The following is a 13151-nucleotide window of genomic DNA, read 5'->3' as shown; positions in this document are numbered from 1 at the left end:
AACTGCCACATCGGTAGGCACTACCTAATTCGATCCCCCCGGGTACCGGGAGCGTGGTCGTCAGTCGGCGGGGCCGAGTCCCTGCGTCCGCACGGGCAGGAACGACGCCAGGTCCGCTCGGGAACCCGAGGCGCTGACGCGCACGGCAGCGGTCGGGTCGTCCCAGCGGAGCGTCCCGGTCGCGAGCTCGATCCACGTCGCCGCGTCCGTCTCGATGACGTTCGGCGGGGTCCCCCGCGTGTGCCGCGGCCCGGGCACGGCCTGCACGGCGGCGAACGGCGGCACGCGGACCTCGACGCTGTTGCCCGGCACGTCCTCGGCGAGCCGCTGGAGCGTCCACCGCACGGCCGTGGCGACGAGCGGACGGTCCGTGGCCCCGTCGACGACGGCGCGCAGTGCTGCTGCGCCCTCGGCGTCGTCGATCATCCTGCGGGCCATCTCCACAGGCTAGCCGGTGCACCCCAGCGGGCAGCCGTGGCTCGGTAGGGTGATCGGGTGCGAATCCTCGTCCTCGGTTCCGGTGCCCGCGAGCACGCGATCATCACGGCGCTCCTGGCGGAGCAGGCCGGCCACGTCATCACGGCCGCGCCCGGCAACGCCGGCATCGCCGCCGACGTCGAGACCGTGTCGCTCGACCCCACGAACGGTCCACTCGTCGCCGAGTACGCGCTCGAGAACGGTGTCGAGCTCGTCGTCGTCGGCCCGGAGGCCCCCCTGATCGCCGGCGTCGCCGACCCCCTGCGCACCCGCGGCATCCCGGTGTTCGGCCCGAGCAAGGCCGCCGCTGCGCTCGAGGGCTCGAAGGCCTTCGCGAAGCGCATCATGGCCGAGGCCGCCGTCCCCACGGGCAGGCCGCTCTCCGCCGGCACGTTGGACGAAGCGATCGCCGCCATCGACGAGCTCGGTGCGCCGTACGTCGTCAAGGCCGACGGGCTCGCCGCGGGCAAGGGCGTGCTCGTGACCGACGACCGCCAGGCCGCCGTGGACCACGCGACCTACTGGCTGCAGCACGGCCCGGTCGTGGTGGAGGAGTTCCTCGACGGCGAAGAGGTCTCCCTGTTCTTCCTCAGCGACGGCCACGACGTCCGCGCGCTCAGCCCCGCGCAGGACTACAAGCGCCTCGGCGACGGCGACGTGGGCCCGAACACCGGCGGGATGGGCGCCTACTCCCCGCTCCCCTGGCTCGCCGACCGCTGGGGCTCCGAGCAGGCCTTCGTCGACGAGGTCACCGACTTGGTCGCACTGCCGACCGTCCGCCAGCTCGAACACGAGGGCACCCCCTTCGTCGGGCTCCTCTACTGCGGGCTGATCGTGACCGAGCAGGGCGTGCGGGTCATCGAGTTCAACGCCCGGTTCGGCGACCCGGAGACCCAGGTCGTGCTCCCCCGCCTGGCCACCCCGCTCAGCGCACTCCTGCTCGCGGCAGCCGGCGGTCAGCTCGGCGGGACCCCCGCACCAGCGTTCCACGACGAGGTCGCGGTGACCGTCGTCCTGGCGAGCGAGGGCTACCCCGAGAACCCGAAGACCGGGCGACCGATCACCGGTGTCGACGCCGCCAACGCGCGCGCGGGCGTCTCCGTCCTGCACGCCGCCACCGGCGTGCTCGACGGCGAGCTCGTCGCCACGGGCGGCCGTGTCCTCAGCGTGGTCGCGACCGGGTCCGACTTCACCGAGGCCAGGGACCGCGCCTACGCCGGCCTGCACGACATCACCCTGCCCGGCGCCCAGTTCCGCACCGACATCGCCACGAAGGTCGCCCGATGAACGCCGCACCCCAGATCGACGGCTGGAAGCACGTCTCGTCCGGCAAGGTCCGCGAGCTCTACGTCCCGGCCACCACCGCGAACGTCGCCGGTGCCACCGAGCTGCTCCTCGTGGCGTCGGACCGCGTCAGCGCCTACGACTTCGCCCTCGAGCCGCCGATCCCGGGCAAGGGCGAGCTCCTCACACGCCTGTCCCGCTTCTGGTTCACCCAGCTCGGCGACGTCCCGAACCACCTGCACCACCCCTCGTCCACCACGACCCCGGTGCCGGACTCGGTCGCATCCCGGGCCATGCACGTGATGCCGCTGCGGATGTTCCCGGTCGAGTGCGTCGTGCGCGGCTACCTCTCCGGCAGCGGCTGGGCGGAGTACCAGGAGTCCGGCAGCGTCTGCGGCGTGCCGCTCCCCGCTGGCCTCTCCGACGGCGACCGCCTCCCCGAGCCGATCTACACGCCGGCGTACAAGGCACCGCAGGGCGAGCACGACGAGAACATCTCGTTCGAGCGCACGGAGGAGCTCGTCGGTGCCGAGGTCGCTGCGACGCTCCGCGACCTCTCGCTGCACGTGTACTCCGAAGCCGCTGCGATCGCCCTGCAGCGCGGGGTCATCATCGCGGACACGAAGTTCGAGTTCGGGCACGACACCCACGGGCAGATCCGCATCGGGGACGAGGTCCTGACGAGCGACTCCAGCCGCTACTGGGACGCCTCCTCGTACGACGCCGGCAACCGCACGGACTCGTTCGACAAGCAGATCGTGCGGGACTGGCTCAGCGCGCACTGGGACCGCCAGGGCACGCCGCCGGTGCTCCCCGACGAGATCGTCGAGCGCACGGCGGCCCGGTACCGCGAGCTCATCGAGCGCCTCGGCGCCTGACGCTCGGGCCGGCGTGGGCCCGCGCTGCGGCTCGCGCTGCCGCCCCGCCGCACCGTGCGGAGTCGCCCGCCCGGTGCGAGCTTGCACACCCGGTGCCCCCGCACGTCCTCGCACCGGGTGCGCAACGCGGCACCGGGCGCCGTGTGCGCCCAGCCCGCCGAGGCGACATGCAGCACGCACCCGCAGCCCCGGCGCCCCGCCGACCGGTCACGACACCCCGCTCACGTCCGCCGAGCGGCCACATTCCGTCGCCTCACGCCCTCGCACGCGACAGAACGTGACCGCTCGCCGTCGCGGAGCGACAGGACCCGACCACTCGGCGGACGGGGGGCGTCGCGGAGCGACAGGACCCGACCACTCGGCGGACGGTTGGCGTCGCGCAGCGACGGAGCCCGACTCCTCGGCACGGCGACGCGGTGGCGGACCGGCACCAGCACCGGCACCGGCACCGGCACCGGCACCGGCACCGGGGCGGACTGGAGGCTCGGCGGACGTCGTGAGCACGGCCTCCAGTCCGACGGTGGCTGGCCACAGGACGGCGGCACCGTGCGCGGTGTCCCAGCCGGTGCGAGCTTGCGCACTCCGTGCGTCGGATCAACCTCGCACGGAGTGGTCGACGCCGCACCACAGTCCGGCCGCACCACAGCCCCGCCCGGCCGCACGCCCCGGCGTCAGCCTTCGCGCGCGATGACCACGACCGTCAGGTCGTCGCCCGGGTCGTGGGTGCGGGCGCGGGCGCGGATGCGCTCCAGGAAGGACGCGGTGTCCGTCGCCTTCCGGTACAGCCCGCCCAGACGCGAGAGCGACGCGAGCGTGGAGTCCCACAGCTCGAGCGCGCCGTCGCTGACCACGATGAGGGTGTCACCCGGCTCGAGCACCAGGGCCCCGGCGGTCCGGGGCAGCCCTGCGGGGTGCAGCCCGAGCGGCAGGTCGAGCGACCGGTGGATGGTCTCGGTGCCGTCGGCGTGCAGCTGCAGCACGAGGCCGTGTCCGGCGTCGACGAAGTCGAGGTGCCCGGTCGCCGTGTCGAGGCGTCCGTGGAAGAACGTCGCGAAGGACTCGGCACGGCTGAGCTCGGGCGCGACCTGTCGTTCGAGCGCTGCCACGGCGATGGCGGGCTGCTCGTCGCCGCGGGCGAGGACGGCGCCGCGGATGCCGGCACCGAGGAGTCCCGCCGACATGCCCTTGCCCATCACGTCGGACACGGTCACGACGAGGGCGTCCCCGGACCGGTGCCAGTCGTGGAAGTCGCCGGAGACGACGCCGTGCGGGACCGACATGCCGTCGACGCGGTAGCCGGGCACGTCGACGGGGTCCGGCTCGAGCCCGGTGAGCACGGAGCGCAGGCGGTCCTCGTCGGCGCCGGCGGCGAGCTCGCGTTCCGCCCAGGTGCCGAGCTCGCGGAGCAGGGCGACGTCGTCGGGGGTGAGCGTCCGGGGCTGCTGGTCGATGAGGCACAGCGTTCCGACCTTGACGTCGTCGGAGCCGAGCCGCAGCGGGACGCCGGCGTAGAAGCGCACGTTCGGGTCGCCGGTGACCATCGGGAGGTCGCGGAAGCGGTCGTCGACCAGGGCGTCGGGCACCAGCACGGCGCCCGGTTCGGCGATGGTCCGACCGCAGAAGGTGTCCTGCAGCGGGATGGGGCCGGCGAAGACCTCGTCGCTCTGCTGCGACTTGATGACGAGGTGGTCCTCGTCCGCGAGGTTGAGGAAGGAGCCCGAGACGCCGAAGGCCTCCCGCGCGATGCGGGTGATCCGTTCGAAGCGTTCCTCGGGCCCGCCGTGCACGACGTCGAGGGCCGCGAGGAGCGCAGCTCGCTTCACGGCGTCCGGACGGGACGTCGGTTGCACGCTCGTCCCGGTTCCGACTGTCATGCCTCCACGCTAGCGCGCCAACCGGACATCGCCTGTCCCCCCATCAGAGGACTCCTGCCCCCAGTAGGCGGGTCAACCCCCACGGGTCGGCGTCGTAGGCTTGTCGCGTGATCCGTCGCTCCGCCACCGTGCTCGTCGTCGGCCTCGCAGCGGCGCTGACGTTGTCCGGGTGTGGCGCCCAGGACTCCACCGGCCGCATCACCGTCACGGTGTCGCAGAACGAGGCCGAGCACCAGTACCGCGTCGAGGTCCTCGTGCCGAACGGTCGCACCGCCGCACAGCAGCGGGCGTTCCCCGGTGACACCCTGCGCTTCGCGGGCATCGCCGTGGGCAAGGTGACGGTCCGCGCGAACGACCTCTGCACGCAGACGGCGATGATCGAGAGCGGCAAGGTGACCGACGTCACGCTGTCCTCGATCGGCTGCTGAACCCAACGCCGCTGCTCGGCTCAGTCGCGGTGACTGCGGCCTGACCCTGCCCGTTCGACCGTCTCGTGCGGGCTCTCGCCGAAGCGCTCGCGGTAGCTCGCCGCGAACCGGCCGAGGTGCATGAACTGCCACCGCCGTGCCACGTCCTGCACGGTGACGACCACGCGGGCCGGTCGCGCCTGGAGCTCCAGGTGCACCCGGTCCAGTCGGACCTCGCGCAGGTACCGCATCGGCGTCACGTCGAGCGTCCGGCGGAACAGGTCCTGGATGCCGCGCTCGCTGAGCCCGGCCGCGTCGGCGATGTCCCCGACGGTGATGTCGTCCGCCGCCGTGTCGTGCACGAACCGGACCGCCCGCCGCAGCCGGTTCTCGACGTCCGCCCGGGAGCGCGTGAACGTCGACAGCACGACCTTCGCCACGCGCCGGTTCACGCTCTGACGGTCGGACGGCGGCAGATCGGGGTCGAGGATCTGCGCGGTCACCTCGCGCAGCAGCGCGCGGAGTGGTTCGAGTCGGATGTCCGAGGCCTCTGGCTGCACGAACTCCCACGGTTCGCCCGCGGCGCCGTCGTCGGAGGTACGAGCGGCCACGGCATCGAGGTACGCCGGCGTGAGGTGCAGCAGCGTCATCCGGGTGGCGTCGGTGTCGAACGCGTAGGCGACCGGAGCTGAGAGCATCACCGGCCGGCCGGGTCCGACCTCCCAGCGGTCACCGGTGTCGGCGGTCACGACGGCGTGCCCGTCCGACAGCCAGAACAACACGTGTGCAGGACGCGGACCGATCGTGCCCGTCTGCGGACCGTTCGTCCCGATGCGGTGCACCGAGACGTCGTCGTCGCCGCCCGTGCGGTACTCGAACGGCGCCCCCGCCGCGCCCTCGGTCTCGGTCTCGCCCACGCGAGAACGGTACCGCGACGTGAGGGTCTGTCCCTGGTGGCTCGCGCCCGCGCGTCGCGTGTGCAGGGGCAGAGCCCCGGTGTCAGGGTGGGCAGGACGGCGCACCGACGCGCCGGTCGGGAGGCTCGGAGCATGTCCCACAGACCCCTCGCCCTGGTGACCGGTGTCGGTCGACGAGCCGGGATCGGCGCCGCGCTCGCGGCGCGGCTGGCGACCGACGGCTGGGACCTGGCCCTGTCCTGGTGGGGCCCCTACGACGCCCGGGTGCACGGAGCGGCCGATCCCGAGGGCGTCGACTCCGTCATCGCCGAGTGCGAGCACGCAGGCGCACGCGTGTCGCGCCTCCCGGCCGACCTGGCCGATCCCGAGCAGGCAGCCGCACTCGTCGGCCGCGCCGAGACCGAGGCGGGCGCCCCCGTCACCGCCGTCGTGATGTCGCACTGCGAGTCGGTCGGCTCGGACTTCGCGACCACCACGCTCGAGTCGTTCGACCGGCACATGGCGGTGAACGTGCGCGCGCCGTTCCTCATCGTGCAGGCGTACGCGGCACGGCTCCGGGCCGGCGTCGACGCCCCCGTCGACCGGCGTCGGCTGATCGCCCTGACGAGTGACCACGTCGCGTTCAACCTGCCGTACGGCACGAGCAAGGGCGCACTCGACCGGCTGGTGATCGGCGCCGCGCAGGAGCTCGCGGACGTCCACGTCAGCGCGAACCTCGTCAACCCCGGCCCGAACGACACCGGGTGGATGACCGACGCGATCCGCCAGTCCGCGATCGACCAGACGCCGGGCGGGCGCCCGTCGATGCCGAGCGACACCGCTGCCCTCGTCGGGTTCCTCTGCGGGCCGGACGGCGGCTGGGTGAACGGGCAGCTGCTGAAGTCCGACGGCGGGTTCAGCGCGCGCTGAGTCGCGCTGCCCGTCCTGCCGATCCTGGCCTGCTCCGTCCATTTGGTTGACGCGTCAACCAAATGGACGGAGACTGGTGCCATGCAGACCCAGGACCTCCTCGCCGCCGACACCGGCATGGGCGCCGTCACCCTCCGCGTGGCCGACCTCGACCGGATGATCGCCTACTACCGCGACGGCGTCCTGCTCACGCTGCTGTCGAACACGGGCGGAGTCGCCGTGCTCGGGCGGGGCACGACACCGATCGTGGTGCTCGAGCACGCGCCGGTCCTCGCACATGCCGGAGCGCACGAGGCCGGCCTCTTCCACACCGCCGTCCTGTTCGACACCCGCGCCGACCTGGCCGCAGCGCTGTACTCCGTCGCGACCAGGTACCCGCAGACGTTCACCGGCAGCGCGGACCACCTCGTCAGCAACGCGTTCTACTTCACCGACCCCGAGGGCAACGGCGTCGAGCTGTACTGGGACCGCGACCGCACCGAGTGGTCGTGGACGCACGGCATGGTCGACATGGACACGAAGTACGTCGACCCGAACGCCTTCCTGCAGGAGCACCTGACGTCGACCGGGCTGTCCGACGCCGGTGCGCGTCCGGCCCGGGTGGGGCACGTGCACCTGTCCGTCGGTGACGTCGCCAGCGCCCGCGCGTTCTACGTCGACCAGCTCGGGTTCGCCACGACCGCGGGCTTCGGCGAGGCCCTGTTCGTCAGCGCCGGCGGGTACCACCACCACATGGCGATGAACACGTGGAACTCCCGCGGGGCCGGGCGGCGGCAGTTGGCGCTCGGGCTGGGGCTCGTGCGGATCGAGGTGCCGGGGGTCGACGACCTCGGCGCACTCACCGCTCGGATGCGGGACCACGGCGTGCAGACGGCCGACGACGGGCGCACCGTCGCGTTCGAGGACCCGTGGGCGAACCGCATCGAGGTCACGGCGGCCGGGCGGGGGTGAGGGTGGGGCGGCGCTGCTCGCCGGACGGTGCGCTGCTCGCACCGTGCGCGGTTGCTCGGCTGGTGCGAGGTCCGCAACGTGGTGCGACGCTGATGCGGCGCACGGAGTGACCAACCTCGCACGGGAGGCTCGGCCTGCGTCCGGCGCGACGCTCACCTGGCAGGACCGTGCAGGATGGACGGATGAGCGACGACATCCGGTGGGAGGTGGTCGAGGAGAGCACGCTGTCACTCCCCGACCACGAGGCGATCGCGGCGATGCTGGGGCAGGCGTTCCCGGACTGGTCGCACTGGTTCGTGGGCGGTCGGAGCTGGTCCGGCATGCAGCCCGAGCGCCGCGTGCTCGCCCACGACGCCGACGGCGTGGTGCTGGCACACGTGGGCATCCGGCGGATGTTCGTCACGGTCGGCGGCGAGGACCTGCTGGTCGGCGACACCGGCCTCGTCGCGGTCGCGCCCCGACTGCAGGGGACGGGCGTCGGCCGCGAGCTGATGACCCGCACCGACACGGTGCTCGAGGGGCTCCGCGTGCCGTACGGCTTCCTCGGCACGGGCGAGGACCGCGTCCCGTTCTACAGCCACGTCGGCTGGCACGAGCTGCCCGGCGCGGTCGCCACCTTCAGCGCGTTCACCGCGGAGGGCGCGGGCGTCACCAACACCGAGCAGGGCGGCTGGATGGTGCGCCCGGTCACCGCCGCGCTCGAGGACTGGCCGAGTGGCCCCATCTGGCTGAACGGACAACAGGTCTAGACCAGCAAGCGACGCGACCGACGACGGACGGGAGGCACGGTGCCAGCTGGCACCGTGCCTCCCGTCTGTGCGGAACGGCTGGGGCTACGCCTGGACGGCGACCTTCTCCGGGTCCTCGTTCGATCCCGGCGCGCTCGGCGCGACCGCGGCGCGCACGCGCGCACCCAGGTCGGGGTCGACGTTGGTCCAGTAGGCGAACACGCGCTCGCGCAGGTCGTCGCGCGTCACCTTGGAGACGTGGCCGGCGATGTTGCCGACCAGGCGCTCGCGGGCGGCGTCGTCGAGGACCTCACGGTAGAGCGTGCCGGCCTGGCCGAAGTCGTCGTCCTCGGGGTGGAGGGTCGCGGCGGAACGCTGCAGCGCACCGTCGGACTCCCAGCCCGGGGCGTCGTCCGTGGCGGTCGGGTCGGCGTGTGCGCCACCGAGGGAGTTCGGCGCGTACACGGGGACCTCGGACTTCTGGAAGTCGAAGCGCATGGCGCCGTCCTTCGAGTACGAGTGCACCTCGTTCTTCGGGGCGTTCACCGGCAGCTGCGCGTGGTTCGTGCCCACGCGGTAGCGGTGGGCGTCCGCGTAGCTGAAGATGCGCGCGAGGAGCATCTTGTCGGGGCTCGCCGCGATGCCGGGGACGAAGTTCGAGGGGGCGAAGGTCGCCTGCTCGATCTGCGCGAAGTAGTTCTCCGGGTTGCGGTTGAGCTCCATCGTGCCGACCTCGATGAGGGGGTAGTCCGCGTGCGGCCACACCTTCGTCAGGTCGAACGGGTTGAAGCGGTAGCTGGCGGCGTCCTCGTACGGCATGACCTGCACCGCGAGGGTCCAGCGCGGGTTGTCCCCACGCTCGATCGCTTCGTGGAGGTCGCGGATGTGGAAGTCGGCGTCCTCACCGGCGATGCGGTCGGCGTCCTCCTGCGTCAGGGTCGCGTGGCCCTGCTCGGTGCTGAAGTGGTACTTCACCCAGAAGCGCTCGCCGTCGGCGTTGATCCACTGGTAGGTGTGCGACCCGAAGCCGTCCATGTGGCGCCAGCTCGACGGCAGGCCGCGGTCGCCCATCAGCCACGTGACCTGGTGCGCCGACTCGGGCGACAGGGTCCAGAAGTCCCACTGCATGTCGTGGTCACGGAGGTGCGAACCCGGCAGGCGCTTCTGCGAGCGGATGAAGTCGGGGAACTTGATGCCGTCGCGGATGAAGAACACCGGGGTGTTGTTGCCGACGAGGTCGTAGTTGCCCTCGGTCGTGTAGAACTTCAGCGCGAAGCCGCGGGGGTCGCGCCAGGTGTCCGGGGAGCCCTGCTCGCCGGCGACGCTGGAGAAGCGCGCGAGCATCTCGGTCTGCTGACCCGGCTGCAGGAACGCGGCACGCGTGAAGCGGCTGACGTCCTGCGTGACGGTGAAGGTGCCGAACGCACCGCCGCCCTTGGCGTGGACGACGCGCTCCGGGACCCGCTCGCGGTTGAACTGGGCGAGCTTCTCGACGAGGTAGTGGTCGTGCAGGGCGATGGGGCCGTCGGCGCCGACACCCATGGAGTGCTCGTCGCTCGAGACGGGAGCGCCGCTGTTGGTCGTGGTGGTGGGCGTGCTGGACGGGGTGCCGGTCGGCGTGTTCTGGTCGGACACGGTTCCTCCTGGGGTGGGGCGTGGTTCGGACAGGGATGCTCGGGTAGCTCGTGGGTCGGCCGGGCCGACGGGGTGGGTCAGGCGGGTGCCGGCTCGGCGTCGGGGCGCACGGCATCGGCGGGTGCCGGCTCGGCATCGGCACTCATGGCACCGGCGGGTGCCGGCTCGGCCTCGGCGTCGGCGCGCTCGTCGGCCGCGCAGGCCTCGCAGATCCCCCAGTAGGTGACCTCGGCCGTGGTGACGGCGAAGCCGCGGGCGTCGGACGGCGTCAGGCAGGGAGCGTGCCCCACGGCGCAGTCGACGTCGGCGATGGTGCCGCACATCGTGCAGACGATGTGGTGGTGGTTGTCGCCGGTGCGCCGTTCGTAGCGCGCCGGGCTGCCGGCGGGCTCGATCCGCCGGACCAGCCCGGCCCCGGTCAGCGCCGCGAGGACGCCGTAGACCGCCTGGTGGCTCGTCGTCGGCAGTTCAGCGGCGAGCGCCGTCACGATGTCGTCGGCCGTCGCGTGCGGCACCGTCTCGGTCGCCCGGAGGACGGCGAGACGCGGGGTCGTGACACGGAGTCCTGCGGAGCGGAGCAGGTCTGCGTCGACATCCATGAGGACCCCTTCTTTTGCGCTGGTCAAGACAACGCCCACTGTAGCGCCATCCGCTGATAGCTGCACGACCGACACATGCCCGAGCCGGAATACGTATGTCACGGTTCGGTCGCGATCAGCTGGGCTGCCCCTGGGAACGCGCGATCGGCCACTAGCGTCCGAACATGTCCACGAAGAACGTGCAGGGGTCGCACATCGCATCGGACGTCCGGGGGACCATCGCGCAGCGAGACCTGGTCGTCGACCTCATCCGGACGGCCTGCGTCGTCCTCGTCGTCGTCGTGCACGTCACGATGGTCGGAGTCGGGGTGAGCGACGCCGGCATCCGGGTCACGAGCCCGCTCCAGGAGCTCGACTGGTACGTCGCGGCCACGTGGGTCGGCCAGGTCATGCCGCTCTTCTTCGTCGTCGGCGGGTTCGCCAGCGCCGTCGGCTGGCGGAGCACCCTCGCCCGCGGAGGCGGCGCCCGTGACTTCGTGTCGACCCGGCTCGTCCGGCTCTTCCGTCCTGCGGTGCCGCTCTTCGCGGTGCTGACGATCGGACTGGGCATCGCCACCGCGCTCGGCACGCCCGCCGCGATGCTCGACGAGGTCGCCTTCGGCATCGGGGCGCCGCTCTGGTTCCTGGCCGCCTACGGCATCACGCAGTGCTGCGTCCCGCTGATGGCACGCCTGCACGCGCGTGCTCCGTGGTGGACGCTGGCCGGGCTGCTCGTCCTCGCCGCCGCGGTGGACGCCCTCCGCTTCGCCACCGACACCGCCGAGGTCGGCCTGCTCAACCTCGGCCCGGTGTGGCTCTTCGCCCAGCAGCTCGGCTTCCTCTGGGCAGACGGCTGGTTCGCCCGTCGGTCACGGCTGCTCCTGGCCGCCGTCGCCGTCGGCGCGTACGGCCTGCTCGTCCCGATGACGTCGGTCGGGCTCTGGGCGCCCGACATGCTGCAGGACCTCAACCCGCCGATGCTGCCGCTCGCCCTGCTGGCCGTCGCGCAGGCGTGCCTGGTCCAGCTCGTCCACGCGCCGCTCACCCGCCTGATGCGGACGCGGGCGGCGCAGGGCACCGTCTTCGTGCTCGGCCGAGACGGCATGACGATCTACCTCTGGCACCTCCCGCTGTACATCGCGCTGAACGGCATCGGACTGTTGGTCGGGCTCCCGTTCCCCACACCCGGGTCGGCGACGTGGTGGGCGACCCGGCCGATCGCGCTCGTCGTCGTCCTGGCCGTCGCACTCGCCGTCGCGCGGGGCCTCCGTCGGTCCGACCGCCCGCTCCCCCGCCTGGTGCCCGGGACCGACCGCCCGGCCTGGCCGGTGGTCGCCCTCGCCGCGTGCTGCACGATCGGTCCGGCGTTCGCCGTCATGCAGCTGCACCTGTCGCTCGGCGTCGCACTCGCGGGAGCCGTGCTGGTGCCGATCGGCGTGTGGCTGCTCTGCCGCACCGTCCCCGCGGTCGGGGTCGCACGCGCCTGAGCCGGTTCTCACCGGATTCGCCAGGTCAGTGCGGTCCCGCGGTCGCAGGATGATCCTGCAGCGCGATCCGCAGGAGGCTCCCCACGCCGTCACCGTCCGAGTTCTGGAGCATCTGGCACGTCGACCCGCTGGCGGTCGCCCTCCTCGTCCTGGCGGCGGGCACCTACGGCTGGCTCGTCGTCGGTGCTCACCGCTCCCGCAGGCCGTGGCCCTGGTGGCGGTCGCTGTCCTTCGCCGGGGCGCTCGCGCTCTTCGCTGTGCTGCAGTTCGGCATCGTCGGCATGTACGACCAGACCCTCCGCTGGGCGTTCGTGCTCCGCCTGGCACTCCTCTTCTTCGCGGTCCCCACGTTCGCCGCGTTCGCCGCGCCCGTCACGTTGCTCCGGACTGGAGGCCCGGCTCGCCTCGCCCACGCAGCCTCCGCTGTCATGGGGTCGCGTCCGGTGCGCGTGCTCGGGACCGCGATCGTGTCACCGCTGGTCGCACTCGCGCTGTTCTGCCTGCTGCTGACACCCCTGTCGGCGGCGCTCCGCACGTCCTCGGTCGGCGCGGTCGCGATCACCGTCCTCGTGCCGCTGCTCGGGTTCGCCCTGCTCGCGCCGCTGTCCGAGCCCGGTGTCCTGCGCTCGTCGACGTTCGTGACCGCGGAGTTCCTGCTCGCCTTCGTGGAGCTGATGCTCGACGCGATCCCCGGCATCGTGCTGCGGATCACGAACCACGTGCTCGACGGGGCGACCGTGATGGCGTCCGGGCCTGCGTGGTTCCCGTCGCCGCTGCGGGACCAGCACCTGGCCGGGGACCTGCTCTGGTTCATCGCCGAGGTCGCCGACGTACCCGTGCTCATCTCGCTGTTCGTGCGGTGGCAGCGGACCGACCGCCGCGAGGCCGACGACGTCGACGCCCTCTCCGACGAGGAGATGGACGCCCTGACCCGCGCACACCTGGCCCGGCGCGACTGACGCGGGTCGGTCGACCGGGGCGGCGTCGTCCCCTGCCGACTCAGCCTGCCCCCCCCCCCCCCCCCCC

At 72.5% G+C, this 13151-nt stretch carries 13 protein-coding genes; 8 read left to right on the top strand and 5 right to left on the bottom strand.

All coding sequences use genetic code 11. The features are described 5' to 3' along the window. Positions 1 to 60: 60 nt before the first annotated feature. Positions 61 to 438 carry a sterol carrier family protein gene (locus BIU98_RS05330; RefSeq protein WP_071272943.1) on the bottom strand — a complete coding sequence of 126 codons (378 nt, stop codon included), beginning with the start codon at positions 436 to 438 and terminating at the stop codon, positions 61 to 63. Positions 439 to 495: 57 nt separating this feature from the next. On the opposite strand from BIU98_RS05330, the gene purD reads away from it, so the two are divergent. Further along, positions 496 to 1764 (top strand): phosphoribosylamine--glycine ligase, encoded by a 1269-nt coding sequence (purD, locus tag BIU98_RS05325; protein WP_071272842.1) that lies wholly within the window; start codon positions 496 to 498, stop codon positions 1762 to 1764. Then, entirely contained in the window at positions 1761 to 2639 is an 879-nt protein-coding gene (locus tag BIU98_RS05320; RefSeq protein WP_071272839.1) for a phosphoribosylaminoimidazolesuccinocarboxamide synthase, read from the top strand. Before purD ends, BIU98_RS05320 begins: the two co-directional genes overlap by 4 nt. Before the next feature lie 671 nt (positions 2640 to 3310). Here the strand turns inward: BIU98_RS05320 and BIU98_RS05315 are convergent. Further along, positions 3311 to 4513: a PP2C family protein-serine/threonine phosphatase gene (locus BIU98_RS05315; RefSeq protein WP_071272836.1), complete on the bottom strand. Its 1203-nt coding sequence runs from the start codon at positions 4511 to 4513 to the stop codon at positions 3311 to 3313. Between the two features lie 107 nt (positions 4514 to 4620). On the opposite strand from BIU98_RS05315, the gene BIU98_RS05310 reads away from it, so the two are divergent. Next, positions 4621 to 4941 carry a hypothetical protein gene (locus BIU98_RS05310; RefSeq protein ID WP_071272833.1) on the top strand — a complete coding sequence of 107 codons (321 nt, stop codon included), beginning with the start codon at positions 4621 to 4623 and terminating at the stop codon, positions 4939 to 4941. A 20-nt stretch (positions 4942 to 4961) separates the two neighbouring features. Here the strand turns inward: BIU98_RS05310 and BIU98_RS05305 are convergent, their stop codons facing one another. Continuing rightward, positions 4962 to 5837, bottom strand: a complete 876-nt coding sequence (locus BIU98_RS05305; protein WP_071272830.1) for an AraC family transcriptional regulator — start codon at positions 5835 to 5837, stop codon at positions 4962 to 4964. 132 nt (positions 5838 to 5969) lie between these two features. Between BIU98_RS05305 and BIU98_RS05300 the strand changes: the two genes are divergently transcribed. From BIU98_RS05300 to BIU98_RS05290, 3 genes are all read left to right on the top strand, one after another. Further along, entirely contained in the window at positions 5970 to 6746 is a 777-nt protein-coding gene (locus tag BIU98_RS05300; RefSeq protein ID WP_071272827.1) for an SDR family oxidoreductase, read from the top strand. Positions 6747 to 6827: 81 nt separating this feature from the next. Beyond that, positions 6828 to 7697, top strand: a complete 870-nt coding sequence (locus BIU98_RS05295; protein WP_071272824.1) for a VOC family protein — start codon at positions 6828 to 6830, stop codon at positions 7695 to 7697. Between the two features lie 182 nt (positions 7698 to 7879). Then, positions 7880 to 8446: a GNAT family N-acetyltransferase gene (locus tag BIU98_RS05290; RefSeq protein ID WP_071272821.1), complete on the top strand. Its 567-nt coding sequence runs from the start codon at positions 7880 to 7882 to the stop codon at positions 8444 to 8446. 84 nt (positions 8447 to 8530) lie between these two features. Here the strand turns inward: BIU98_RS05290 and BIU98_RS05285 are convergent, their stop codons facing one another. Together BIU98_RS05285 and BIU98_RS05280 are read right to left on the bottom strand one after the other, a co-directional pair. After that, complete coding sequence (locus BIU98_RS05285; RefSeq protein ID WP_071272818.1) at positions 8531 to 10060, bottom strand: catalase; 1530 nt, start codon at positions 10058 to 10060, stop codon at positions 8531 to 8533. Between the two features lie 77 nt (positions 10061 to 10137). After that, positions 10138 to 10659 (bottom strand): Fur family transcriptional regulator, encoded by a 522-nt coding sequence (locus BIU98_RS05280; RefSeq protein WP_083393000.1) that lies wholly within the window; start codon positions 10657 to 10659, stop codon positions 10138 to 10140. Positions 10660 to 10823: 164 nt separating this feature from the next. On the opposite strand from BIU98_RS05280, the gene BIU98_RS05275 reads away from it, so the two are divergent. Together BIU98_RS05275 and BIU98_RS05270 are read left to right on the top strand one after the other, a co-directional pair. Then, entirely contained in the window at positions 10824 to 12125 is a 1302-nt protein-coding gene (locus tag BIU98_RS05275) for an acyltransferase (RefSeq protein WP_071272815.1), read from the top strand. Positions 12126 to 12190: 65 nt separating this feature from the next. Next, the gene (locus tag BIU98_RS05270; RefSeq protein ID WP_139200574.1) at positions 12191 to 13084 is read left to right on the top strand and encodes a cytochrome c oxidase assembly protein; all 894 of its coding nucleotides are present in this window, start codon (positions 12191 to 12193) and stop codon (positions 13082 to 13084) included. Positions 13085 to 13151: the final 67 nt, after the last annotated feature.

Origin of the sequence: Curtobacterium sp. MMLR14_010 (genome assembly GCF_001865015.1) — a bacterium.
In the GTDB taxonomy this organism is placed as follows: domain Bacteria; phylum Actinomycetota; class Actinomycetes; order Actinomycetales; family Microbacteriaceae; genus Curtobacterium.
This window is presented reverse-complemented; position numbering and strand designations above follow the sequence as displayed.